Source organism: Secundilactobacillus oryzae JCM 18671 (genome assembly GCF_000740055.1).
Lineage (GTDB): Bacteria > Bacillota > Bacilli > Lactobacillales > Lactobacillaceae > Secundilactobacillus > Secundilactobacillus oryzae.
The window spans coordinates 1-23458 of record NZ_BBJM01000027.1; the positions used below are offsets into that span (position 1 = coordinate 1).

Sequence of the window (23458 nt, forward strand, 5' to 3'; positions counted from 1 at the left end):
GATAGTGGTTTTACTAAAGCCTGAATAATCGGCAATATATTGAAGTGAGTGCTTTTCATGATGAAGTGTTTCGATGACAACGCGGTCTTCAAATGATAAAATAGTGGTGCCCATAAAGGTCCTTCTTTCTAATGGAATGTTGTGGTGACACCATTAAAGACCTTTATGGGTTTTTCTGTCCACTAATATGTTCAACTTAAATTTTACAATCTACCGAGAGCAAAAAAAGCCGCCATCCAGGTCATATATCTGGATGGCGGTTTTGTCGTTTTAATTATTTTTCGTTTGGATCCTTAACATCGTAGTCCGCGTCGTTCATAGCTTCAACATTTCCAAGAAGGTAGCCGTTACCAACTTGAGAGAAGAAATCATGGTTAGCAGTTGACGTTGAAATCCCGTTCATAACGATTGGGTTCACGTCTTCAGCGGTGTCTGGGAAGAGTGGATCTTGTCCAAGGTTCATTAAAGCCTTGTTGGCATTGTAACGAATGAATGTCTGAACCTCGTCCGTCCAGCCAACCTGATCATAAACCAAGTGAGTGTACTTTTCTTCATTATTGTATAAGTCATATAAGAAGTTGTACATCCAATCTTTCAATTCTTGTTGCTCGTTTTCACCGAGTTCGTTGAAAGCGAGTTGGAATTTGTAACCAATGTAAGTTCCGTGAACTGATTCATCACGAAGGATTAATTTGATGATTTCAGCAACGTTAGCCAACTTGTTGTGACCAAGGTAGTAGAGTGGCGTGAAGAAGCCGGAATAGAATAGGAACGTTTCTAGGAACACACTAGCAATCTTTTTCTTGAGTGGATTAGCATCATCATGATAAAGATTGTAAATCCGATGGGTTTTGTTTTGAAGGAATTCTTCGGTATCACTCCATTGGAAAATTTCTTCGATTTCGTCAGGGGTGTTCAATGTGGAGAAGATTGACGAATAACTTTTGGCATGAACTGATTCCATGAACTGGATGTTGTTGAGCACGGCAGTTTCATGTTTCGTCCTGACGTCGCGACGAAGGGCTGCCATGCCATCTTGAGACTGCAAGGTATCCAGCAAGGTAAGGCCACCGAAAACGTGACCTACGACCCATTTGTGATCGTCATCAAGCGTCCGCCAGTCAGCTAAATCATTAGAAATTGGAATCCGGGTATCCAGCCAAAACTGTTCTGTTAACTTCTCCCATGTAGCTTTATCGATTTGATCGGAAATCTCGTTCCAATTAATCGCTTCATAATTACTCTCAGACATTTTTCCAAACTCCTTAAATTGAATTAACGACTAAATGACGCAACTTTCACATTGGTTTGAACCAACTTCATCTTGATCGTCAGTAAACGTACGGACGTAGTAAATGGACTTGATTCCCTTACGATAAGCGTAGTTTCTCAAGATGCTCAGGTCACGTGTGGTCATTTTGTCAGTTCTACCATTTTTCCATTCGTAGAGGCCGGCCGGAATCGTTGATCGCATGAATAGCGTTAGGCTCATTCCTTGGTCCACATGTTCTTGGGCAGCGGCGTAAACGTTGATGACTTTACGCATATCCATATCATAGGCAGACATGTAATAAGGCATGGTGTCGTTTGAGAGGTATGGCGCGGGATAGTAAATTTTCCCGATCTTCTTCTCTTGACGCTCTTCCACACGATTAATGATTGGGTGAAGACTAGCCGTTGTATCATTAATATACGAAATTGAGCCGTTTGGTGCAACTGCCAATCTGTTTTGATGATAGAGGCCGTCCTTCATGACAGCTGATTTAAGGGCGTTCCAATCTTCTTTTGAAGGAATAAAAATATCTTTGAAAAGTGTTTTTACTTCTTCAGATTGAGGTCCCCAATCCTTAGTAATGTATTTATCGAAATACTTACCTGAGGCATAGTCGCTCTTTTCGAAATTGTAGAAGGTCGTATGACGTTCTTTGGCAATTTCGTTTGAAGCTTTTAGTGTCCAATAGTTAAGGAGCATGAAGTAAACACTCGTGAAGTCGGTAGAAGTGGTTGAGCCATAGTAGATGTGGTTCTTGGCAAGAAAACTATGCAGCCCCATGGCACCTAAACCAATCGTGTGAGCGAGTTTGTTACCATTTTGAATTGAAGGGACCACATCAATGTCAGAGGCGTCAGTCACAAAGGTGAGCGCGCGCACCATCGTTTCGACGGATTGACCAAAGTGGGGGCTATTCATCAAGTTCATGATGTTGGTTGACCCCAAGTTACATGAAATATCACGACCAAGTTGGGTGTATTCCTGGCGGTTGTCGACGGTAGAAGGTGTTTGAACCTGAAGAATTTCTGAACACAGGTTACTCATGACAATCTTACCGTCAATGGGGTTAGCACGGTTAGCTAAATCAATGTTGATGATGTAAGGATAACCGGATTCTTGTTGCAACTTACCAATCTCAGTTTCCAGTTCTCGAGCAGGCATCTTTTTCTTACGAATATTTTTGTTGGCTACCATGTTGTCATACTCTTTGGTAATGTCAATGTAAGAGAAAGGTTCACCGTATTCGCGTTCAACATCGTAGGGGCTGAATAGGTACATATCCTCGTTAGCCTTAGCAAGTTCGTAGAATTTATCTGGGACGGTCACACCGAGTGACAAAGTCTTCAGACGAATCTTTTCGTCGGCATTTTCCTTTTTGGCAGATAAGAAATCAACGATATCGGGATGGAAGACGCTAAGGTAAACTACACCGGCACCTTGACGTTGGCCAAGTTGGTTTGAGTATGAAAAACTGTCTTCTAAGAGCTTCATGACGGGGACAACACCACTTGCGGCGCCATCAATATGCTTGATTGGATCGCCAGCACCACGAAGGTTTGAGAGGTTGATCCCGACACCACCACCGATTCGGGAGAGTTGGAGAGCCGAGTTAATGGTCCGACCAATCGTGTTCATATCATCAGTTGTTTGGATGAGAAAACACGAAACGAGTTCACCACGTCGCTTACGACCCGCGTTCAGAAAACTAGGAGTAGCAGGTTGGTAGCGCTGGTGAATAATTTCGTCGGCCAAGTTCATGGCTAATTTTTCGTCACCATCTGCAAAGTAGAGGGCATTCATTGCAGCACGGTCAGCAAAGTTTTCGAGGTAGTAATCGCCATCGTCGGTCTTTAAGGCGTACTGAGCGTAAAATTTGTAGGCAGCCATAAATGATTTAAAATGAAAGTTTTGTTGATTTAAGTAATCATAGAGCTTTTCAATGAAAGAAAAATCGTACTTGTTGAAAAAGTCAACTTCAATATAGTCATGTTGTAATAGATAATCGAAACGCTCGCGCAATGAATCGAAATGATACATGTTTGGCGCAACGTTTTCCTTCAAAAAGGCTTCAAGTGCCTCTTGGTCTTTATGTAGCGGAATCTGACCATTTACCGGAATATTAATTTCGTTGTTCAGATCGTAATAGGTAGGGTTACTGATGTTTTTTAGAGTCATATCACAATTCTCCCTTTCTCAAATGGCGTAAAATAAAAAAGGCCGAAGCCTGAATTTTCATAGCATCGTCGCCCTGATTAGTCTACTATATAAGATGTACAAAAAATTAGTAGAGGTGCCTAGCTTGCAATTTTGCTAAGCATTTGGGGTTGGAAACCAGAGATAACCGGTTGGCCTTCTGCTTCGATAACTGGAAGCGATTGGAAACCTTTTTCTTTGAGATAATCAATATATTGTGGTTGCTCGTTGATATTGATTTCTTCGAAGGACACATTGTGTTCTGAAAGGAAACGCTTTGTCATCTTGCATTGCATACAATTATTCTTAGAATATACCGTTACTTTTGCCATAAAAAATTCCTCCCAACAATTAACTAATACCTAAAGTGTACACCAGATTTAGAAAAAAACAATAAAAACAGCCCCCATATTTTGTGCTTTTGAAGGGCTCAAATACTAAATATAGCGAAAAAGCGCTTTCTAAAGCAGTTAGTGAAATTTAAATTTTTTTCGATTTGAGAAAGGAAAATGAAGAAAATGGCAGAACATTATTATACTCATAATCCAGATGTGGCTCACGAAGAGAAACATTTCGAATTTACATTACTGGGAAATACGTTACGGTTTGTAACCGATAACGGCGTGTTCTCTAAGCGTACGATTGATTTTGGCTCCCGGGTTTTATTAGATAACGCTACGTTAGCTGAAATTCCAGACGGAGATATCCTTGATTTAGGTGCGGGGTACGGTCCGATTGGCCTATCTGTTGCAAAAAAGCTTCCTGAAAGGCACGTCGATATGGCGGACGTGAACGAATTAGCACTTAGTCTAGCTCGCCAGAATGCAACTGCTAACAACATTGAGAATGTCACCATTTTTACGTCGGATACTTACGATGCCATCACGCAGCAGTACGCTTTGATTTTGACGAATCCACCAGTACGTGCAGGAAAATCAGTCGTTGATGCCATGTTGACGGGTGCGGCCACTCATTTGATAACGGGCGGTCACTTAAACGTGGTCCTTCAGAAGAAGCAAGGTGCCCCATCTGCAAAGAAGCTGATGACCGAGGTTTTTGGCAACTGTGAAATTATCAAGAAGGATAAAGGCTACTATATATTAGACAGCGTGAAAGAGTAGGAGAACCAAATGAACAACGAACCAACTTATTTTATGAAGGAAGCACTGGTGGAAGCGAAAAAGGCGGCTTTGATTGGGGAGGTTCCGATTGGAGCGGTGGTCGTTCATGACGGTCAGATTATTGGTCGTGGGCACAATTTGCGGGAACACGCTAATGAAGCAGGGGCTCATGCGGAAATGATTGCAATTACAGAAGCAAATCACGTTTTAGGTAGTTGGCGGCTTTTGGACTGTGACCTTTACGTGACGGTTGAGCCTTGTCCGATGTGTAGCGGTGCCCTGATCAATTCGCAAATCAAACGTGTATACTTTGGCGCGAGAAATCCTAAAGCGGGGACGGTGAGGTCCTTGTATCAACTTGTTGAGGATGAGCGCTTTAATCACCAAGTCGAAGTAGTTGAAGGTGTAATGGCGGAGGAAGCTGCGGCGGAAATGAAGCAATTCTTTCAGGCGGCTAGAAAACGACGTAAAGCTAAGAAAGATTTACCAAACCAACAGTAAAAGACTGGAAATTTTTATTTAGATACGTTATGATGGTATTTGCCGAAAGGCCTTGGAGCAAAGGTAGACTTACGAATCGTGTCAGGTCCGGAAGGAAGCAGCACTAAGTTTGCTTTGCTTTGTGCTCCAAGTTATATAGCTAATTAATAAGTTGTGACGTAAGTGATTATGTCGCAACTTTTTTCATATCTTAGACCCAATCTGAGGTGGATTAAGGATAGTGAAAACTTTATGCAGGTCGTTGGAATTGACATTTAATCGCTGTATAATACTTAGGTTGGGTATTAACGAAATCAGAAATTTAGAGGGGTAAGAGCATGAGCTACCAAGCATTGTATCGGGTATGGCGTCCGCAGCGTTTTGATGAAATTATTGGTCAAGAGTTAATCACCAAGACTTTGAAGAACGCCTTGATTACTAAGCAGACCAGCCATGCCTACCTATTTGCGGGGCCCAGAGGGACTGGGAAGACCTCGGCCGCCAAAATTTTTGCGAAGGCAGTGAACTGTCGCTTCCTCAAGGACGGCGAGCCATGTAATGAGTGTGATACCTGTAAGGCCATCACGGCCGGTACGTTGAACGACGTGATTGAAATCGATGCGGCTTCTAATAACGGCGTCGAAGAAATTCGTGACATCCGTGATAAGGCGAAATACACGCCAACTGAGGCTGATTACAAGGTTTACATCATTGATGAAGTGCATATGCTGTCTACTGGCGCATTTAACGCGCTTTTAAAGACGTTAGAGGAACCACCAGCAAACGTAATTTTCATCCTGGCGACTACGGAACCCCATAAGATTCCGGCAACCATTATTTCAAGAACCCAGCGCTTTGATTTTCGGCGTATTAAGGCATCTGATAGCTTTAACCGAATGAAGTACATCCTCGATGAAAAGGGTGTTACCTATGATGAGCAAGCACTGAAAGTTATCGCTAAGGCGGCTGAAGGTGGTATGCGGGACGCTTTGAGTATCCTTGATCAAGCTCTGTCGTTTGGCGACAATGAAATTACACTGGAAAATGCCTTGTTGGTCACTGGTTCAGTGGAAAAAGGACTGCTCACGACGTACCTAGAGCAAGTCGTTGGCAACCAGACAACGGATGCTTTGATTACGCTGCAAAAGGTTTTAGAAGAGGGCAAGGACGCTCACCGATTTATCGAGGACGTGCTTGATTATCTCCGTAACTTGCTGCTGTATCAGCAAGCACCGGATATCGTGGCGGAAAACTCGCTGGGGGATGTTCCCGAAGAAATTAAGACGTTCTCCAGTCAGTTAACGGCAAGCGACCTGTTCCAGGCGATTAACATCCTGAATGGCATCCAATCACAAATGCGGTTAACCAATCATCCAGACATTTATTTGGAAGTCTTAACCATTCAACTGGCTCAGATTAAGGGTGGTACGCCGGTAACGGCTGCTACACAGAAACCGGAAGCGGCGACCGTATCTGCTGCACCGACCAGCGAGGAACTGGCATCATTATCCGAACAGGTGGCTCAGTTGAAGCAACAGGTTAAAGAGTTAAAGCTGGTCAAGACAACCGGTGAACCAGCCCCATCAGTGGCGAAAACGGTTGAAAAGCCGAAGAAGCCAGCGGGCCGAGAAAGTCGTGTTAATTTGGCAAAGGTTTATCCAGTGCTAGACACGGCCGCTCGAAACGAGTTGGCTCAGATTCAGCAAGTCTGGTCCGACTTGATGCAAATCCTCTCGGTGACTCAGCGAGCTGTTATGCACGTGGCAGAGCCTGTTGCGGCTAGCAAAGACGGCCTTATCGTTGCGTTTGACTACTCGTTCTTATTCCAAAAGGCGACTCTCGATAGCGAATTGCTGGATGCTCTTGAAAATGGGTTGGATCGATTGATTGGTCATTCACCTACTATCGTCTTTGTGCCAAAAGATCAATGGCCACAAATTCGTAAAGATTATCTAGTGCAACACAAGGATCAGTTAGCCAATAATGCTAATCAAAGTGACGCACCAGAAACCGGTGAACCGCAAGAACCAAGTCTATCGGCAGAAGCCCCAAAAGCGGAGCCAGATCCAGTGGTGACCAAGGCAACCGATTTATTTGGCACCGATATTGTAGATATTAAACAAGACTAAATTTAAAGGAGTTTGAAACTTATGATGCGTGGAATGGGAAACATGGGCAATATGATGAAACAAATGAAGCAAATGCAAAAAAAGATGGCTGAGGAACAAGAAACGTTAAATAACACTGAATTTACTGGTGTGGCGCCAGATGATATGGTCAAAGCAGTTTTCACTGGCGACCGTCGGATGAAGGACTTAGCTATTAAACCAGAAGCCATTGATCCTGATGACCCTGATATGCTTTCTGATGTTATTTTGGCAGCTGTTAACGATGCCTTGGCACAAGTGGACAAAGCTACGGAAGACACTATGGGCAAGTATACTAAGGGCCTAGGAATGTAATTTAAAATGAGGTAATGAGCATGCAATATCCTGAACCAATTGCAAAATTAATAGATAGTTACATGAAACTTCCGGGCATTGGGAGTAAGACGGCCACTCGGTTGGCTTTTTACACCCTGGATATGGACGAGGAAGACGTAAATGGTTTTGCGAAGTCCTTGATGTCTACGAAGAAGGACCTGACAACGTGCTCAATCTGTGGCAACATCACTGAACAAGATCCATGTGAAATTTGTCGTGATAAAACTCGTGATCAGAGCCAGGTCCTGGTGGTTGAACAGGTGAAGGACATCATGGTTATGGAACGTATGCGCGACTTCCACGGGTTATACCATGTCCTAAATGGCGTGCTATCTCCAATTGAAGGCAAGGGGCCGGAAGATATCAATATTGCGAGCCTACTCAAACGCCTTCAAGTTAATAAGGAGATTCATGAGGTGATTGTTGCTACGAATGCGACGCCAGAAGGTGAAGCGACGGCGATGTATATTGCCCGGTTGGTCAAACCTGCTGGGATTAAGGTGACACGTTTGGCGCACGGACTTTCTGTGGGGAGTGATATCGAGTACGCTGACGAGATGACTTTGTCCAAGGCGGTTCAAGGTCGAACTGAAATTTAGTCTGAGGTGATCTTTTGTTTGGAAAAAAGAAGCAACAATTAAGAAAGCAATACGATACCTTTTTGTTAGACGTTATCGAACGTGCTAAAGCTGAATGGGATCACGCCCAAGAAACCGAAGAAGCTGTTCAAGAGGTTGACGGTGAGATTGTCAGTCAAACGGCAATTGCAAAGCAAAAATATCTCTTCTTATTTCGCGAAGCAAGAAGACGTGGTACAAGAGGAACCCGAATTCAAGCAACGGTATACCAGGATTAAAGAGCTAGCTGAACTAGCTCTTTTTCTTTGGTTTACATGGGAACCAAATAGACATCAATTCCCATATCAAGTACAATAAAAATATCAATTAAAAATGAGGTTGTTAGCATTGGCTGGTAAATTTATTACGTTTGAAGGGCCTGATGGGGCCGGGAAAACCACCGTTTTAAAGTTGGTTGCCGAACAGTTAAATGAGATTTTGGGTGATCAAATGATCCTGACGCGTGAGCCAGGTGGCAATCCGATTTCGGAACAAATCCGCAACATTATTTTGGACCGAAAAAATACCGAGATGGATGTTCGCACAGAAGCGTTACTATACGCGGCAGCGAGACGACAACATTTAGTGGAAACAATTTTGCCGGCATTGCAATCCGATAAAATCGTGCTGTGTGACCGTTACGTTGACAGTTCGATTGCTTATCAAGGGGCCGGTCGTGAAATTGGGGAACAGGAAGTGGCAGATATGAACTTATTTGCGACTGGTGGATTAACGCCTGATTTAACGTTGTACTTTGAAGTACCTGTGACGGTTGGCCTCGCTAGAATTAAGCAGCATCGAGCTGCGGATGACGTTGATCGCTTAGATTTAGAAAAACAGGCATTTCATGATCGTGTGCATAGTGCCTACGAAAAATTAGCACAGGAGAATCCCGAGCGCATTCGGACAATCGATGCCACTCAACCCGTTGAAAAAGTAGTAAACGAAACACTGATGATTTTGAAGCAAGCATTGAATAAGTAGAAAGGGGATTATGCTATGAAGCTGCTTATTGCAATCGTTCAAGACAAGGATGCTAGTCGTCTTAGTAACGATTTTATTGAAAATGATATTCGAGCTACCCGTTTGTCAACAACTGGAGGCTTCTTGAAGTCCGGTAATACGACTTTCATGATTGGAATCGACGAGGAACGAATTGATGAGGTGTTGAGTCTCATCAGAGAATCATCACATACTAGACAACAATTCATGACACCTCCAGTTAATTTGGATGCGCAGCTTGATAGCACCTCTTCTTATCCGATTGAAGTTCAAGTTGGTGGGGCCACCGTTTTTGTAGTCCCTGTTGAACAGTTCCATCAATTCTAGTGGGGAAATTATGTCTAAGGAAGCAATCGAGAGAATTATAACGAAGCAACCCAAGCTGGCACAGCATTTTATGACTGTTATTGGGGAGAATGAGTTAACGCATGCTTATCTATTTGTTGGTGAATCCGGTAGTGGCCAAGTGGCCCTAGCGGAGCTCATTGCCATGCGTTTGTTTTGCCATAACGTTGATGATACGGGGATGCCGTGTGGTGTTTGCTATGAGTGTCAGCGAATTCAGACGCAAGAACATCCCGATGTTGTAGAGGTTAAACCGGATGGTCAGAGTATTAAGGTGGATCAGGTTCGATTCTTAAAATCGGAATTCTCTAAGAGTGCGGTTGAAGGCAATCAGAAAGTCTTCATTGTGGCAGATGCAGAGAAAATGACAACTAGTGCGGCAAATAGTCTATTGAAGTTTATTGAAGAGCCAACCGGAAATACGATTGCAATTTTAACGACGAGCAATCGGAGCCTTATTTTACCAACCATTTTGTCACGAACTCAGATTGTCGAGTTCCCAAAGCTATCCCTCACACAGTTGCGAGAATCAGCGATTGAGTCTGGTATTGCCAAGAGTACAGTCAATCTGGCGATGGCCATCACAAACGATATTGAGCAAATGAAACAATTTAGTGAGAACGATTGGTTAGCGCAAGTGCAGGTGGCTGTGGGAAAGTGGTTCAGTAAGCTGACTCAGCGTGATGATATGGCTGTTATTCAAATTGCAACGGATATTATGCCACTAGCGCAGGATAAAGCCTCGCAGCAAGTAATCTTGGATGCCATGACAGCCATTTGGCATGAAACGCTGAATCAGCATTTCCAGCTTAAAACGGCCGAACAATCAGCTTTTCCCCAACAAAAAGCCATCATCGATAAGGCGCGGTTAGCAATCAATCAACGCCAGCTGATTTCAATTATCCAGGATTGCTTGGAGACCCGACGTGAATTTTTAGGAAATATTGGGTTCCAAAGCATCGTCGAATCATTAACACTGAAAATTCTGAGTCAATTAGCATGAACGCAAGCAACCGAGAGAGTAAATTGCAGGTGAGATTTTGAATAAAAAAGAATTATATGACAGTTTTATAGCGTTGACTAAGGCGACCCAGGCTAATTTGGAGCAACTTCAATTGCTCCAATCAGAGATCAGCCAAGTCATTGAGCAAAATGCGGAACTTGAGATTGAAAATGAGCATTTACGTGATTTACTTAACCAGTCAAAAGGTTCAGCGAAGGAACCCCAGTTATCTAAGTCCCGCCAGAATCTGGAAAAATTATATGAAGAGGGCTTTCACGTTTGTAAAGAATGGTATGGCAAACGGCGTGAGGATGATGAAGCGTGTGCGTTTTGCATGGAAGTTATTTACCGTGAAGGTTAGTCAGCTAGAATAGGAGGTGACGCAAAATCGAGACTCAGCAAAGTTTTGCCCCACGTGGGGACGGTGCCGGAACGTTATATTTAGTCCCAACACCGATTGGCAATCTTCAGGATATGACGTTTCGAGCTGTCGGAATTTTAAAGAGCGTTGCCCTAATTGCGGCAGAAGATACACGAAATACCCAGAAATTATTGAATCATTTTGAAATTAAAACGAAGCAAATTAGTTTTCATGAGCACAACTCAACTGAACGCATTCCCCAGTTAATTGCCAAGCTACAGCAAGGCGAGGACATTGCACAGGTGAGTGATGCCGGAATGCCATCTATCAGTGACCCCGGACAAGACCTGGTTGCAGAAGCGGTTCGACTCGGATTAACGGTTGTGCCGTTACCTGGTGCCAACGCCGCCTTGACGGCGTTGATTGCGTCTGGGATTACGCCACAACCTTTCTACTTTTATGGTTTTTTGAATCGGAAGAAAAGTGAACAAAAGCAAGAAATTCAAGAACTGGTTCAACGACCAGAGACGCTGATTTTTTATGAGGCACCACACCGGTTAAAGGAAACGTTGAAGGCGTTGTTGAATGGTTTTGGTGACCGGCAAGTGGCGTTATGTCGCGAGTTAACCAAACGGCATGAAGAATTCATCCGCGGAAGCCTGTCCGAGGTGCTTGATTGGGCAACTTCTTCCGAAATTCGTGGCGAATTTGTGATTGTGTTGGCCGGTAACGACCACCCCGAAGAAACTGAGATGGCAACAATCGATTTGTCAATTTCCGTTCCAGAACACGTTCAGCAATTAATTGATGAAGGGGCACGGACGAACGATGCCATTAAACAGGTGGCTAAGCTTCGAAATTTAAAACGCCAAGACGTTTATAATGAATTTCATGGAATTTAACTAGAGAATGGAGCGGAATGATTTGGCAGCACTACTGTATACCGAGAATCATGAGGTTCCTTATTATGAGTGTGACGTGACGAATCGTATGACGCCCGCCATGATTTTGAACACGATTATTCTCATTTCTGAGCATCAAAATATTGAGCTCGGACTAGGCATCGATTTTTTAGACAAGTTTAATTTAGGCTGGGTCGTTGTTCAGTATGAAATTGATATTGAGCGGATGCCCGTCATGAACGAAACAATTGCCATTTCGACGCAAGCAACCTCTTACAATCGCTTCTTTGCTTTCCGTGAGTTTTGGATTAAGGATAGTAACGGCGAGACACTAGTACACGTGAAGAGTACTTGGGTTACAATGGATCGGACAGCGCGTAAAATGGTCTCGATTCCTGAGGCTGTTATCTTGCCTTACCAATCGGAAGCTGTGAAGCGCATGCCACGATTGAAACGGCCAACCAACATCAATGAATCAGATGATTTGATTAAGAAGCCTTACCAAGTGCGCTATTATGATATTGATGGCAATGGTCACGTGAACAACGCTCATTACTTGGAATGGTTAACCGATGTGCTACCGATGGATTTCTTGACGACACATGAACCAAAGCAGATTAGCCTCCGATTCGAAAACGAGGTGCAATACGGTCACATGATTGAAAGTCAGGTAACCAAACCAGTTGAATCTGAAGGTTCAATGGTGACGCACCATCAAATCGTGGTGGAAGATACAATTTCAGCAACTGCAACGATTGAATGGCGGTCACGGGTTGAATAACTATTAAAAGAAGTCTTAACCTTTTCGGGTTAAGGCTTCTTTGTTTACGCTTGTTTAAGTCGAACACGGCGTTTTATGTTATGATATTTTCAGAAAGTAATGAAGGGAACTAATTAGAAAATGAAAGTATTAGCGTTAGACACCTCAAATCGGCCTTTGAGCGTGGCGCTACTAGAAGATGAATCAGTTTTAGCGTCAGTGACACTTACGGTTCACCAAAAGCATGCAGAATACCTCTTACCTGTGATTGAAGATTTAATGGCTAAGTCAGAGGTGAAGCCAGCAGATTTAGATCGCGTGGTCGTGGCTGAAGGCCCTGGATCATATACTGGCATCCGGATTGGTGTGACGACGGCGAAAACATTGGCAGACACGTTGAACATCGAGTTAGTCGGTGTTTCTAGCTTACGCGCCCTAGCTTTGAACAGTCAGCGTGAAGGTGGCCTAGTTTGGCCAATCTTTGATGCTCGGAACAACAATGTGTTTACTGGACTTTACCGGATGGAAAAGGGCGTGCCGGTTTCCGTTATCGAGGATCAACACGTTGACTTTGACGAATTTATGGCAAAAGTGGTGGCTTTAGATGAACCAACCATTGTGGTCGGGGATGGTCAAAACTTTGCCGATCGCCTTGATACTCATTTTGAATTACTAACTGGTTTTGACAACTTACCTCAAGTAGCTAAGTTGGGAATGCTGGGTGAACAGTTAGCGCCAGTAGCGGACATCACCAGTTTTGTTCCCAATTACTTACGCTTGACTCAAGCCGAAGCAGATTGGCGCAAACAACATCCAGAAGAGGACGCTGGTTCATATGTTGAAAAAATTTAAAGTTTGGTACGATAATTTATTCCAGCAACAGGAACGACAAAAGCGTCGTGAACTGTTGGATATTAAAAATCATCAGGTCGAAATTCGGGATACCTTGTACTTTTTAGCAAAAGCACAGTTTACTGATATTCCAGAAATTCTCGGGATTGAGCGCGCCGTCTATGGTGGGAAAACCCCTTGGGATTCGTCTGCCTTCGCAGCGGAAATCAATCGGACCCTTGATCGATTGTATATCGTTCTTCGCCGTAATGACCGCTTGTTGGCATTTGTGGGATGTTCGTTTGACCAATCGAAAAAAGAAGCGCATGTGACCAATATTGCGGTGGTTCCTGACTACCAAAATCGCGGTTTGGGCTACTTTTTAATGAATACGATTATTAAGAAGTCTCGTCAACTTGAGTACACGAAAGTGAGTCTTGAGGTTAGGGTTAGCAATACACGTGCTCAGAGAATTTATCGCGACCTGGGTTTCCAGGATGCGGGCATTAAACGGGGCTATTATTTTGGTGACCATGAGGATGCGCTAGATATGGCGTTAACTTTGAACTGATGGCAGCTGAACTGACCTTTCAACTATTGACGGTTGAGGAGAAGAGGCAAAATCAGTTGCCTAAGCAGATTTATCAAATTGCTGATGCAGCTTATCCGGCGGGATCACCATGGAAGGTTCAAGCTTTCCGTAGCGAGCTTAACCGCCCAGATAGCCAATACTTGGTTGCTCGGCAGGGGAAGCAACTTGTCGGTTTTCTCGCGGCAACGCAGGTTCTAGATCAAGTGGACATCACCAATGTGGCGGTGTTGCCTAACGTTCAGCGACAACACGTGGGGACTCAGCTTTTTCAAACTTGGTTTGCGACCCTAGAGCAGGGAAACCAGGTTTTTTTGGAGGTCCGACAATCGAATCAAAAGGCGATTGGCTTGTATCAATCGCTGGGGTTTGCTAGAATTGGCGAGCGGAAAAACTACTATCGTGATCCAGAAGAAGATGCAATTTTAATGATGAAACAGGTTTAATTGAGAGGAAGAATTCGTTGATGAGCAGTGAAGATAATTTAATCTTATCGTTTGAATCGAGTTGTGACGAAACGAGTGTCGCAGTGGTCAAGAACGGACGGACGGTGTTGTCTAACGTTGTGGCGACCCAAATCAAGAGTCATCAACGGTTTGGTGGGGTTGTGCCGGAAGTGGCCAGTCGTCACCATATTGAACAAATTACGGCGTGCATTGATGATGCGTTGACCGAAGCAGATGTTGATTACGATGATTTAAATGCCGTGGCCGTGACGTACGGTCCGGGATTGGTTGGGGCGTTATTGGTTGGGGTGACTGCTGCTAAGACGGTGGCATTTGCCCACCAGCTACCGCTAGTTCCGGTCAATCACATGGCGGGTCACATTTATGCGGCTCAATTTGAGAAAACTATCGAATTTCCAGCATTGGCATTGCTAGTCTCAGGCGGCCATACGGAACTAGTTTTGATGCCAGAACCAGGAAAATTTGAGATCATCGGTGAAACCCGTGATGACGCGGCTGGTGAAGCTTACGACAAAATTGGCCGAGTGATGGGCCTCTCTTATCCAGCGGGTAAAGAAGTGGATCGATTGGCCCATATTGGTCAGGATACCTTTCATTTTCCTCGGGCAATGGATAAAACTGATGACTTCGACTTCAGTTTTAGTGGATTGAAGAGTGCCTTCATTAACACGGTGCATCACGCAGACCAAATTGGTGAAACGCTCAGTAAAGAAGATTTGGCCGCTAGTTTCCAACAGGCAGTGGTTGACGTGTTAGCCGATAAGACGGTTAAAGCACTTAATGCCTATCCCGTTAAACAACTAATCCTTGCAGGCGGTGTGGCTGCTAACCAAGGACTGCGAGATCGTTTGGATGAAGAGCTGAAGCAATTTCCAGAGGTGGCCTTTGTGAAGGCGCCACTTCAATATTGTGGCGATAACGCTGCAATGGTGGGAGCGGAAGCTTATGTCGGTTTTGAACAACAGACTTTTGCAGATAGTAACTTAAATGCGGACCCTAGTCTAGAATTTGACTGGATTAAGGGTGAAACGGCATAAAAAAAACGAGCACTTGAGTGCTCGTTTTTTTAGTCGTTATATTCTTCCAATTCAATGGACTTAGCTTCCCAATCGGATTCTGTTTCAGCTAGTGAATCGGAGACTTCAGATAATTGATTTTGGAGTTCAGTCATCTTAGCTTGGTCATTGAAGGCTTCAGGTTGGGTCATGGCCAACTCAATTGCTTCTTTTTTGTCGCTGAGGGTGGTAATTTGTTCCTCTAATGCGTCAACTTCACGGCTTAACTTCCGTTGTTTACGTTGCACATCTTTTGATTGTTGATAACTTGTTTGTTTAGTTGGGACACTTGACGCTGCTGGTGCGTTGGAGGCGGGATTTTCCTGCTCCTCCAATGCTTCAATTTCGGCCTGTTCCTGCTTTTTATTGATGAAGTAGTCATAGTCACCCAGAAAGAGGGTAGAACCAGCTTTAGAAATTTCAACTACGGATGTGGCAACTTGGTTGATGAAGTAACGGTCATGGGAAACGAATAAGATAGTTCCGTTAAATTCGTTTAGCGCCAACTCTAGTACTTCTCGGCTGTCAATATCCAAGTGATTGGTTGGTTCATCGAGAATAAGAAAATTATCGTGCTTCATAGCCAGTTTAGTCAATAGGAGACGGGCTTTTTCGCCACCGCTAAGATTGTGAACGGGTTTATCAACGTCTTCACCAGTAAACAAGAAACTACCGAGAATGGAACGAATATCGCCTTCTGGTGTCATTGGATGATCATCCCAGAGTTCGGCCAACACCGTTTTCTTAGGATGCAAGGTAGCTTGCTCTTGGTCATAGTAACCAATCTCGACGCCAGCACCTAGTTGGATCGTACCGTGAATAGGCGGAATTTTGCCCAAAATAGTTTTGAGCAGCGTTGACTTACCCACACCGTTGGGACCAACAATCGCAATGGCCTGTTTTTTCTTGATATCGAGATTAACGGGATCTGCTAGGACGGTTGATGCGTCATAGCCAACCGCCAAATCTTTGACCGTTAAAACAATATTGCCACTATCGCGATCGGCATGGAATCTAAAGCGCGCAACCTTATCATCGGATTCTGGCTTATCCATGACATCCATTTTTTCCAATTGTTTACGACGGGCTTGAGCTCGTTTGGTCGTGGAAGCCCGAACAATATTTTTGTTGACGAAATCCTCGAGCTTGGAAATCTTATCTTGTTGCTTTTCGTATTCTTTCCATTCCCGTTTGAGTTTTTCGGCTTTCAAATCCATGAATTTGGAATAGTTACCCTTGTAGTGCTCGACGGATCCTAGCGACATGTCGTAGACTTCGTTCACAATCCGGTCCAAAAAGTACCGGTCATGAGAAACGATGAGGAGGGCCCCTTTATAAGATTGGATATAGCCTTCTAGCCAAGTCAACGTTTCGACGTCCAGATGGTTAGTGGGTTCATCCAAAATGAGTAAGTCGCGTTTTTCAAGCAACAGCTTGGCAAGCGCAAGTTGGGTTTTTTGACCACCAGAGAGGGTGGTGATACTGCGATTGAAGTAGGATTCGTCAAATTCGAATCCGTGCAGAACTCCGCGAATTTCGGCTTGGTAGCCAAATCCATTGCGTTCGTTAAATTCGTGTTGCAAGCGATCGTAGAGAGCCGACGTTTCATTAAAAAGGGCTTCATTTTCAATCACGTTAGGCTGACTCATTTTAGTTTCTAACTGATGAATCTTGGTTTCTAGTTCGATGAGGTCATCGAAGACGGACAGCATTTCTTCCCAGACGGTCTTGTCTGAATCTAATCCGGTATCCTGTGCGAGGTAACCAATCGTTAACCCACGCTTTGTTGTTACTTCACCTTCATCCGGGGCTTCTTCACCGGTGATGATGTGGATTAAAGTTGATTTTCCAGCGCCATTTCGGCCGACTAGCGCGACACGGCCGTTGTCGGGAATATCCAAACTGACATCTTCAAAAAGCGGATCTGCACCGAAACGGCGAGTCACATGCTGGACTTGTAAGAGCATTTTTAGCCATCAACCTTTCTTGTATAGTGAAACTATTTTAGCATATTTTAAGAGGGTTCACGAAAAAGTTTTGCAATTCATTTCACAAGAGTGGCGATTATGCTACAATATCTGGGGAGTACAAATTCACAATCTTATTTATTCAGAATCGGATTCATTTCTGAGAAAGAGGCAAAACAAGGAGGAAAATGTATTGAGTGAGACTAAAATACCAAGAGCAACGGCTAAGCGGTTGCCAATCTACTATCGTTATTTAAATATTTTGAAGGATTCAGATAAGTTACGGGTGTCTTCAACGGAATTGTCAGAGGCAGTTAAGGTGGATTCTGCTACAATTCGTCGAGACTTTTCCTATTTTGGTGCACTTGGCAAACGGGGCTACGGCTACGATGTTGAGAAGTTACTCGACTTCTTCAAGAAGATTTTGAACCAAGACACATTAACCAACGTTGCCTTAGTCGGTGTTGGTAACTTAGGAAATGCACTATTAAACTTTAACTTCCACAAAAATAGTAATGTGCGGATCAGTGCCGCTTTTGATGTGAAGACGGACATTACAAACACAATCAAGAGTAGTGTGCCAATTTACCCAATGGACCAATTACAAAGTCAGCTCAAGGATCAACAAATTGAAGTGGCTATCTTGACGGTGCCATCTCAAGTTGCACAAGAAGTGACAGACAACCTTGTTAAGGGTGGCGTTAAGGGAATCTTGAACTTTACACCACTTCGTGTAACCGTACCTGAAGGTGTTCGTGTTCAAAACGTTGATTTAACGAATGAATTACAAACTTTAATTTACTTCCTAGATAATTACAACGCGTAGACGCTAAGGTCATGACATAAGCAATTATGTTATGGCTTTTTTGTTTGTTAACGAAAGGATTTTAAAAAACTTAGGGCTAAATGACTTGCAATACATCCTGAAAAATCATATAGTTATATTTGTGATTAGCACTTATAACATTCAAGTGCTAATAGTGCTAAAAATTTTATATAATGCTTTATTGGAGGGATTTACGTGTTAAGACCATTAGGTGATCGTGTCGTTTTAGAGGCGCAACAAGAAGAGGAACAAACTGTTGGCGGTATCGTGCTCGCTAGCAACGCGCAAGAAAAACCACAAACTGCAACAGTTGTTGCAGTAGGTGAGGGACGAGTGTTAGATAATGGCGAAAAGCTCGCACCAGCTGTCAAAGTCGGCGACACTGTTTTATTTGATAAGTACGCCGGTTCAGAAGTTAAGTACGATGATAAATCATACTTAGTTGTCCACGAAAAAGATCTCGTGGCAGTTGTTGAGTAAATAAAGTAAATATAAAATTCAATGAGGTGAGAATTGATGGCAAAAGAAATCAAGTTTTCTGAAGATGCACGTAGCGCAATGCTTCGTGGTGTAGATCAATTAGCAAACACTGTAAAGACAACAATTGGTCCTAAGGGTCGTAACGTTGTTTTGGAACAATCATACGGAAACCCAACGATTACAAATGATGGTGTCACAATTGCGAAGGCAATTGAATTAAAAGATCATTTTGAAAATCTGGGTGCTAAATTAGTTGCTGAAGTTGCTTCAAAGACTAACGATATTGCCGGTGACGGTACAACAACTGCTACCGTATTGACTCAAGCCATTGTTAATGAAGGTATGAAGAACGTCACAGCCGGTGCTAACCCAGTTGGCATCCGTCGTGGGATTGAAATGGCAACAACTGAAGCTGTTGCTGCTTTACACAAGATGTCACACAAAGTGACAACCAAAGATGATATCGCTCAAATCGCTTCAATTTCTTCAGCTAACGAAGAAGTTGGTAAGTTGATTGCTGACGCGATGGATAAGGTCGGCAACGATGGTGTCATTACAATTGAAGAGTCTCGTGGTGTTGATACGAGCCTTGACGTTGTTGAAGGAATGCAATTCGATCGCGGTTACATGTCACAATACATGGTAACTGATAACGACAAGATGGAAGCTAACCTCGACAACCCATACGTTTTGATTACTGACAAGAAGATTGGTAACATTCAAGATATCTTGCCATTACTCCAATCAGTGGTTGAACAAAGCCGTTCACTCTTAATCATCGCTGATGATATTACTGGTGAAGCTTTACCAACACTTGTTTTGAACAAGATGCGTGGAACTTTCAACGTGGTTGCTGTTAAGGCCCCTGGTTTTGGTGACCGTCGTAAGGCGCAATTGCAAGATATCGCTGTCTTAACTGGTGGTACTGTGATTACCGAAGACCTTGGTTTGAACCTGAAGGACGCAACGCTTGAACAATTAGGTCAAGCAAATCGCGTTAATGTTACAAAGGACTCAACAACCATCGTTGAAGGTGCTGGCGATAAGAATGCCATCAACGACCGGGTTGCTGAAATTAAGCAACAAATCGAACAAACGACTTCTGAATTTGACAGTGACAAATTGAAGGAACGTTTAGCTAAGTTATCAGGCGGTGTTGCTGTTATCCGTGTTGGTGCAGCTACCGAAACTGAATTAAAAGAACGTAAATACAGAATTGAAGATGCTTTGAATGCAACTCGTGCCGCCGTTGAAGAAGGCTTTGTTCCTGGTGGTGGAACTGCTTTAATCAACGTGATTGGTGATGTTGCTAAGCTTGAAGCAACCGGCGACGAAGCAACAGGTATCGCAATTGTACGTCGGGCCCTTGAAGAACCTGTTCGTCAAATTGCTGAAAATGCTGGTATCGAAGGTTCAATCATTGTTGAACACTTGAAGTCATTGGAACCAGGTACTGGTTACAATGCTGCAACAGGCGAATACGTTGATATGGTTAAGTCAGGTATCGTTGATCCTACTAAGGTAACTCGTTCAGCACTGCAAAACGCTGCTTCTGTTTCAGCTTTACTCTTAACAACTGAAGCTGTTGTTGCAGACGAACCTAAAGATGATAGTGCGCCAGCTGCTCCTGCACAACCAGGTATGGGCGGCATGATGTAATTAAATAGCGCCAATGAGAATCGGAAATTAATTTCCGATTCTTTTTTATTTGGAAAACAACTAATGCTGTAAAAGACGGTTATAATGGGGATAAGTGATCTAGTTCATGGTTAGTGGGCAAGCTGCTTTTTGGACTCTTTAGGGTCTAAGGACAGGACTTTCATTTTTCAAAAATTGTGATAGTATTGAGCAGGCAAAAGGAGTAAAATTCTCTTGTTGCGTTATTCTAGGAATTCAAATCGTGTATCAATTCATAATATTGAAATTTGTTTTGAGGGAGTAGTAGTATGTGGCGATATCTTAAACGGATACTTATTGGTAAACCGTTAAAAACCATGGATGAGGGTGGCCAAGCCTTAACGAAGTTTAAAGCGTTAGCCTTACTTTCATCTGATGCTTTATCATCAGTGGCATATGGTACTGAACAGATTACGACTGTTTTGATTACCTTATCTGCAGCTGCTTTAGTTTATCAATTGTGGGTCGCAGCTGTTGTGCTGGTCCTGTTATTTGCAATTACTTTGTCGTATCGACAAATTATTTATGCATATCCTTCTGGTGGTGGCGCTTATGTCGTTGCCAGCACAAACTGGGGAACCTCAGCCGGATTAGTTGCCGGAGGATCGTTGCTAGTCGATTATATGTTGACCGTTGCCGTTTCGGTAACGTCGGGGACTGAAGCCATTACCTCGGCTATCCCTGGTCTGTACTCACAGCGAGTCTTAATTGCCGTTTTAATTGTCATTGCGATTATGGCGCTGAATTTACGGGGGATGCGGGAATCAGCATCATTCCTGACAGTACCAGTTTACCTGTTTATCATTGTGATTTTAGCGATGATTTTATGGGGTGGTTACAACATTGTGACTGGTAACATTGCGTATCAGGCAGCCGCAAAGGTAGGTAGTGGACCAGTCGAAGGAATGACCTTGTTACTATTCTTCAAGGCGTTCTCGTCTGGATCATCATCACTGACCGGGGTCGAAGCAATCAGTAATGCGGTCCCTAATTTCCATCGTCCACGCCGAAAGAATGCGGCAGCAACCTTGTCAATCATGGCCATTATCTTGGCTATCTTCTTTGGCGGCATTACCTACTTGAGTTACTACATGGGTATTCGTCCTAATGCGACAGATACTGTTTTGTCACAGATTGGGGCCGGCGTATTCGGCCATGGTATTATGTACTACATTCTGCAGTTATCAACGGCGTTAATTCTTGCTGTTGCTGCTAACACTGGATTTTCAGCTTTCCCAATTTTAGCGTATAACTTAGCCAAAGATAAATTCTTGCCACATGCATACTTAGACCGTGGAGATCGACTAGGTTATTCGAACGGGATTATTTCATTGGCTGTTGGGGCCATCGTTTTAATTTTAATCTTCCATGGTCAAACGAGTCTTCTGATTCCACTATACGCAGTTGGTGTCTTCGTGCCATTCTCACTTTCTCAGTCCGGGATGATTATCCATTGGTTCAGAGAACGAGAGGGGGCATGGCCAGTTAAAGCCTTCATTAACTTCGTTGGGGCCTTTATCTCTGTTATGCTGGTTATCTTCTTGTTCATCTTGCACTTTAGTAACGTTTGGCCATATTTGATTGTGATGCCAGCGTTACTGTATCTGTTCTACCGAATTCATGCTCATTACAAAAATGTTGCCAATCAGCTTAAAATTACTGAGGCAGCTAAAGAAACAATTCATGAGTATGATGGCGCAACGGTTATTGTGCTGATTAGTAGTGTAACCAAAGTTACTGCTGGAGCAATCAACTACGCTAAGTCAATTGGTGATTATGTTATTGCCATGCACGTATCGTTTGATGAAAACCCGCAAAAAGAGCATAAAACTGCGATTAAATTTAAGAAACAGTATCCAGATATTCGTTTTGTTGATATTCACTCCTCATACCGGTCAATTACAACGCCAACATTGAGATTCTGTGACGTGATTGCTAAACGAGCGGCTGAGCGAAACTTCTCGACGACGGTCTTAGTGCCACAATTTGTGCCACGTCGACCATGGCAAAACATTTTGCATAACCAGACTTCATTGAGGTTACGGACAATGTTGAACTCACGAGAAAATATCATCGTTTCTACTTACAGTTACCACTTAAAACAATAGTTATTTAACTAAGGACTTGAAGTGAACCCCCGAGATTGGACAACAATCTCGGGGGTTTTATTATGACTAAATTTAATTTAGAGTTACGAATTTCTATTGTGACACAATATTTAACGGGTATTAGTTCCATTCAATTGGCCAGAACATACCATATTGCCAACAATGAAACGATTCTCCTATGGGTTCATCGCTTTAATCGTTTTGGCATTGCAGGATTAAAACCGAGACCTATGAACTTGGAATACTCTAGTGAGTTCAAGATAGAAGTATTAAACTGGAAACAACAGCACCAAGCTCCGCTTTCAGAAACAGCACTACACTTCAATCTCTCTTCACCAAGTACTATCTGGCAATGGCAGAGAAAGTTTGATTTAAAGGGACTCAGTGGCCTAAATAGAGTGAGAGGAGATCCAAAGACTATGGCTAAGCATAAGCATAAAAAAGTAACCAAACCCACAACAGCACAAATTCAAGCACGCCACGATAAAGATGAGTTAAAGCAACTCAAGCAAGAAAATAAGATGTTAAGAATCGAGAATGAATTCCTAAAAAAACTCGATGCCTTAGATCACGAAAAATCAGCTCACGCGAAACCGTGACCTTAATTGATGATCTGAGGCGAGTCTTCAAAACGTCGATTAGTTATATCCTCAAAGCCGTTAAGATACCACGTAGCACGTACTATTACACTAAGCAAAGCCAGGGACGAAAATATGATGATGACCAGGTTATCCAAGCCATTGATGAAATTCGCCAAACAGATGCCAAGTATACTCAAAAATACGGTTACCGTCGCATAACGTTAGTTATGCATGAATAGGGATTTAAAGTTAATCACAAACGCGTCCTCCGAATTATGAAGGAACAAGGCTGGACATGTCAGGCCTTTAATAAGCAAACTCGTAAATATAACTCATA

General features: G+C 43.2%; 27 protein-coding genes and 1 other RNA gene. 23 read left to right on the forward strand and 5 right to left on the reverse strand.

Going from position 1 to position 23458, the window contains the following annotated elements:
* The 4 genes from LOSG293_RS07435 to LOSG293_RS07450 all read right to left on the reverse strand — a co-directional run.
* Window positions 1-114: helix-turn-helix domain-containing protein (locus tag LOSG293_RS07435; RefSeq protein WP_034528811.1), on the reverse strand; the 114-nt coding region annotated here is incomplete at its 3' end.
* Between the two features lie 160 nt (window positions 115-274).
* Window positions 275-1252, reverse strand: a complete 978-nt coding sequence (gene nrdF / locus LOSG293_RS07440; protein WP_034528814.1) for a class 1b ribonucleoside-diphosphate reductase subunit beta — start codon at window positions 1250-1252, stop codon at window positions 275-277.
* Window positions 1253-1282: 30 nt separating this feature from the next.
* Window positions 1283-3448 (reverse strand): class 1b ribonucleoside-diphosphate reductase subunit alpha, encoded by a 2166-nt coding sequence (nrdE, locus tag LOSG293_RS07445; RefSeq protein ID WP_034528816.1) that lies wholly within the window; start codon window positions 3446-3448, stop codon window positions 1283-1285.
* Window positions 3449-3567: 119 nt separating this feature from the next.
* Window positions 3568-3798: a redoxin NrdH gene (locus LOSG293_RS07450; RefSeq protein ID WP_034528819.1), complete on the reverse strand. Its 231-nt coding sequence runs from the start codon at window positions 3796-3798 to the stop codon at window positions 3568-3570.
* 186 nt (window positions 3799-3984) lie between these two features.
* Here LOSG293_RS07450 and LOSG293_RS07455 point away from each other — a divergent pair, with 186 nt between their 5' ends.
* The 17 genes from LOSG293_RS07455 to tsaD all read left to right on the forward strand — a co-directional run bounded on the left by LOSG293_RS07455 (window position 3985) and on the right by tsaD (window position 15464).
* Window positions 3985-4587, forward strand: coding sequence for a class I SAM-dependent methyltransferase (locus LOSG293_RS07455; protein ID WP_034528873.1), 603 nt, complete (start codon window positions 3985-3987; stop codon window positions 4585-4587).
* A gap of 9 nt (window positions 4588-4596) precedes the next feature.
* Entirely contained in the window at window positions 4597-5088 is a 492-nt protein-coding gene (gene tadA, locus LOSG293_RS07460) for a tRNA adenosine(34) deaminase TadA (RefSeq protein ID WP_034528822.1), read from the forward strand.
* 49 nt (window positions 5089-5137) lie between these two features.
* Window positions 5138-5224: signal recognition particle sRNA small type (gene ffs, locus LOSG293_RS07465), an RNA gene on the forward strand.
* A 181-nt stretch (window positions 5225-5405) separates the two neighbouring features.
* Window positions 5406-7196, forward strand: a complete 1791-nt coding sequence (gene dnaX, locus LOSG293_RS07470; protein ID WP_034528825.1) for a DNA polymerase III subunit gamma/tau — start codon at window positions 5406-5408, stop codon at window positions 7194-7196.
* Between the two features lie 21 nt (window positions 7197-7217).
* Window positions 7218-7529: a YbaB/EbfC family nucleoid-associated protein gene (locus LOSG293_RS07475; protein WP_034528828.1), complete on the forward strand. Its 312-nt coding sequence runs from the start codon at window positions 7218-7220 to the stop codon at window positions 7527-7529.
* A gap of 20 nt (window positions 7530-7549) precedes the next feature.
* A complete protein-coding gene (recR, locus tag LOSG293_RS07480; RefSeq protein ID WP_034528831.1) occupies window positions 7550-8149 on the forward strand; it encodes a recombination mediator RecR in 600 nt (199 codons plus the stop codon).
* Between the two features lie 14 nt (window positions 8150-8163).
* Entirely contained in the window at window positions 8164-8406 is a 243-nt protein-coding gene (locus LOSG293_RS07485; protein WP_034528834.1) for a YaaL family protein, read from the forward strand.
* Window positions 8407-8515: 109 nt separating this feature from the next.
* On the forward strand, window positions 8516-9151 hold the full coding sequence (gene tmk, locus LOSG293_RS07490; protein ID WP_034528837.1) for a dTMP kinase: 636 nt from the start codon (window positions 8516-8518) through the stop codon (window positions 9149-9151).
* A 15-nt stretch (window positions 9152-9166) separates the two neighbouring features.
* Window positions 9167-9496, forward strand: coding sequence for a cyclic di-AMP receptor DarA (gene darA, locus LOSG293_RS07495; RefSeq protein WP_034528839.1), 330 nt, complete (start codon window positions 9167-9169; stop codon window positions 9494-9496).
* Window positions 9497-9506: 10 nt separating this feature from the next.
* Window positions 9507-10517 carry a DNA polymerase III subunit delta' gene (gene holB, locus LOSG293_RS07500; RefSeq protein WP_034528842.1) on the forward strand — a complete coding sequence of 337 codons (1011 nt, stop codon included), beginning with the start codon at window positions 9507-9509 and terminating at the stop codon, window positions 10515-10517.
* Between the two features lie 37 nt (window positions 10518-10554).
* Window positions 10555-10878 (forward strand): DNA replication initiation control protein YabA, encoded by a 324-nt coding sequence (locus LOSG293_RS07505; protein WP_034528846.1) that lies wholly within the window; start codon window positions 10555-10557, stop codon window positions 10876-10878.
* 26 nt (window positions 10879-10904) lie between these two features.
* A complete protein-coding gene (gene rsmI / locus LOSG293_RS07510; protein ID WP_034528848.1) occupies window positions 10905-11780 on the forward strand; it encodes a 16S rRNA (cytidine(1402)-2'-O)-methyltransferase in 876 nt (291 codons plus the stop codon).
* Between the two features lie 22 nt (window positions 11781-11802).
* Complete coding sequence (locus tag LOSG293_RS07515) at window positions 11803-12561, forward strand: acyl-[acyl-carrier-protein] thioesterase (RefSeq protein ID WP_034528850.1); 759 nt, start codon at window positions 11803-11805, stop codon at window positions 12559-12561.
* Window positions 12562-12681: 120 nt separating this feature from the next.
* On the forward strand, window positions 12682-13392 hold the full coding sequence (gene tsaB / locus LOSG293_RS07520; RefSeq protein WP_034528853.1) for a tRNA (adenosine(37)-N6)-threonylcarbamoyltransferase complex dimerization subunit type 1 TsaB: 711 nt from the start codon (window positions 12682-12684) through the stop codon (window positions 13390-13392).
* Complete coding sequence (rimI, locus tag LOSG293_RS07525) at window positions 13376-13942, forward strand: ribosomal protein S18-alanine N-acetyltransferase (protein WP_034528855.1); 567 nt, start codon at window positions 13376-13378, stop codon at window positions 13940-13942. The genes tsaB and rimI (LOSG293_RS07525) overlap by 17 nt, the downstream gene beginning before the upstream one ends.
* Complete coding sequence (gene rimI, locus LOSG293_RS07530) at window positions 13942-14406, forward strand: ribosomal protein S18-alanine N-acetyltransferase (RefSeq protein ID WP_051907257.1); 465 nt, start codon at window positions 13942-13944, stop codon at window positions 14404-14406. The genes rimI (LOSG293_RS07525) and rimI (LOSG293_RS07530) overlap by 1 nt, the downstream gene beginning before the upstream one ends.
* A gap of 20 nt (window positions 14407-14426) precedes the next feature.
* The gene (gene tsaD / locus LOSG293_RS07535; protein ID WP_034528858.1) at window positions 14427-15464 is read left to right on the forward strand and encodes a tRNA (adenosine(37)-N6)-threonylcarbamoyltransferase complex transferase subunit TsaD; all 1038 of its coding nucleotides are present in this window, start codon (window positions 14427-14429) and stop codon (window positions 15462-15464) included.
* 29 nt (window positions 15465-15493) lie between these two features.
* Here tsaD and LOSG293_RS07540 read toward each other — a convergent pair whose 3' ends face one another.
* The gene (locus LOSG293_RS07540; protein ID WP_034528860.1) at window positions 15494-17449 is read right to left on the reverse strand and encodes an ABC-F family ATP-binding cassette domain-containing protein; all 1956 of its coding nucleotides are present in this window, start codon (window positions 17447-17449) and stop codon (window positions 15494-15496) included.
* A 193-nt stretch (window positions 17450-17642) separates the two neighbouring features.
* Between LOSG293_RS07540 and LOSG293_RS07545 the strand changes: the two genes are divergently transcribed.
* The 6 genes from LOSG293_RS07545 (at window position 17643) to LOSG293_RS07570 (ending at window position 23360) form a co-directional block, all read left to right on the forward strand.
* Entirely contained in the window at window positions 17643-18275 is a 633-nt protein-coding gene (locus tag LOSG293_RS07545) for a redox-sensing transcriptional repressor Rex (RefSeq protein WP_034528861.1), read from the forward strand.
* A gap of 195 nt (window positions 18276-18470) precedes the next feature.
* Window positions 18471-18755, forward strand: coding sequence for a co-chaperone GroES (groES, locus tag LOSG293_RS07550; RefSeq protein ID WP_034528864.1), 285 nt, complete (start codon window positions 18471-18473; stop codon window positions 18753-18755).
* Window positions 18756-18791: 36 nt separating this feature from the next.
* A complete protein-coding gene (gene groL, locus LOSG293_RS07555) occupies window positions 18792-20414 on the forward strand; it encodes a chaperonin GroEL (RefSeq protein WP_034528866.1) in 1623 nt (540 codons plus the stop codon).
* Between the two features lie 287 nt (window positions 20415-20701).
* Window positions 20702-22540: a potassium transporter KimA gene (kimA, locus tag LOSG293_RS07560; RefSeq protein WP_034528869.1), complete on the forward strand. Its 1839-nt coding sequence runs from the start codon at window positions 20702-20704 to the stop codon at window positions 22538-22540.
* 62 nt (window positions 22541-22602) lie between these two features.
* Entirely contained in the window at window positions 22603-23139 is a 537-nt protein-coding gene (locus LOSG293_RS07565; protein ID WP_034528871.1) for a helix-turn-helix domain-containing protein, read from the forward strand.
* A complete protein-coding gene (locus tag LOSG293_RS07570; protein ID WP_081919928.1) occupies window positions 23136-23360 on the forward strand; it encodes a hypothetical protein in 225 nt (74 codons plus the stop codon). The genes LOSG293_RS07565 and LOSG293_RS07570 overlap by 4 nt, the downstream gene beginning before the upstream one ends.
* Window positions 23361-23458 lie beyond the last annotated feature (98 nt).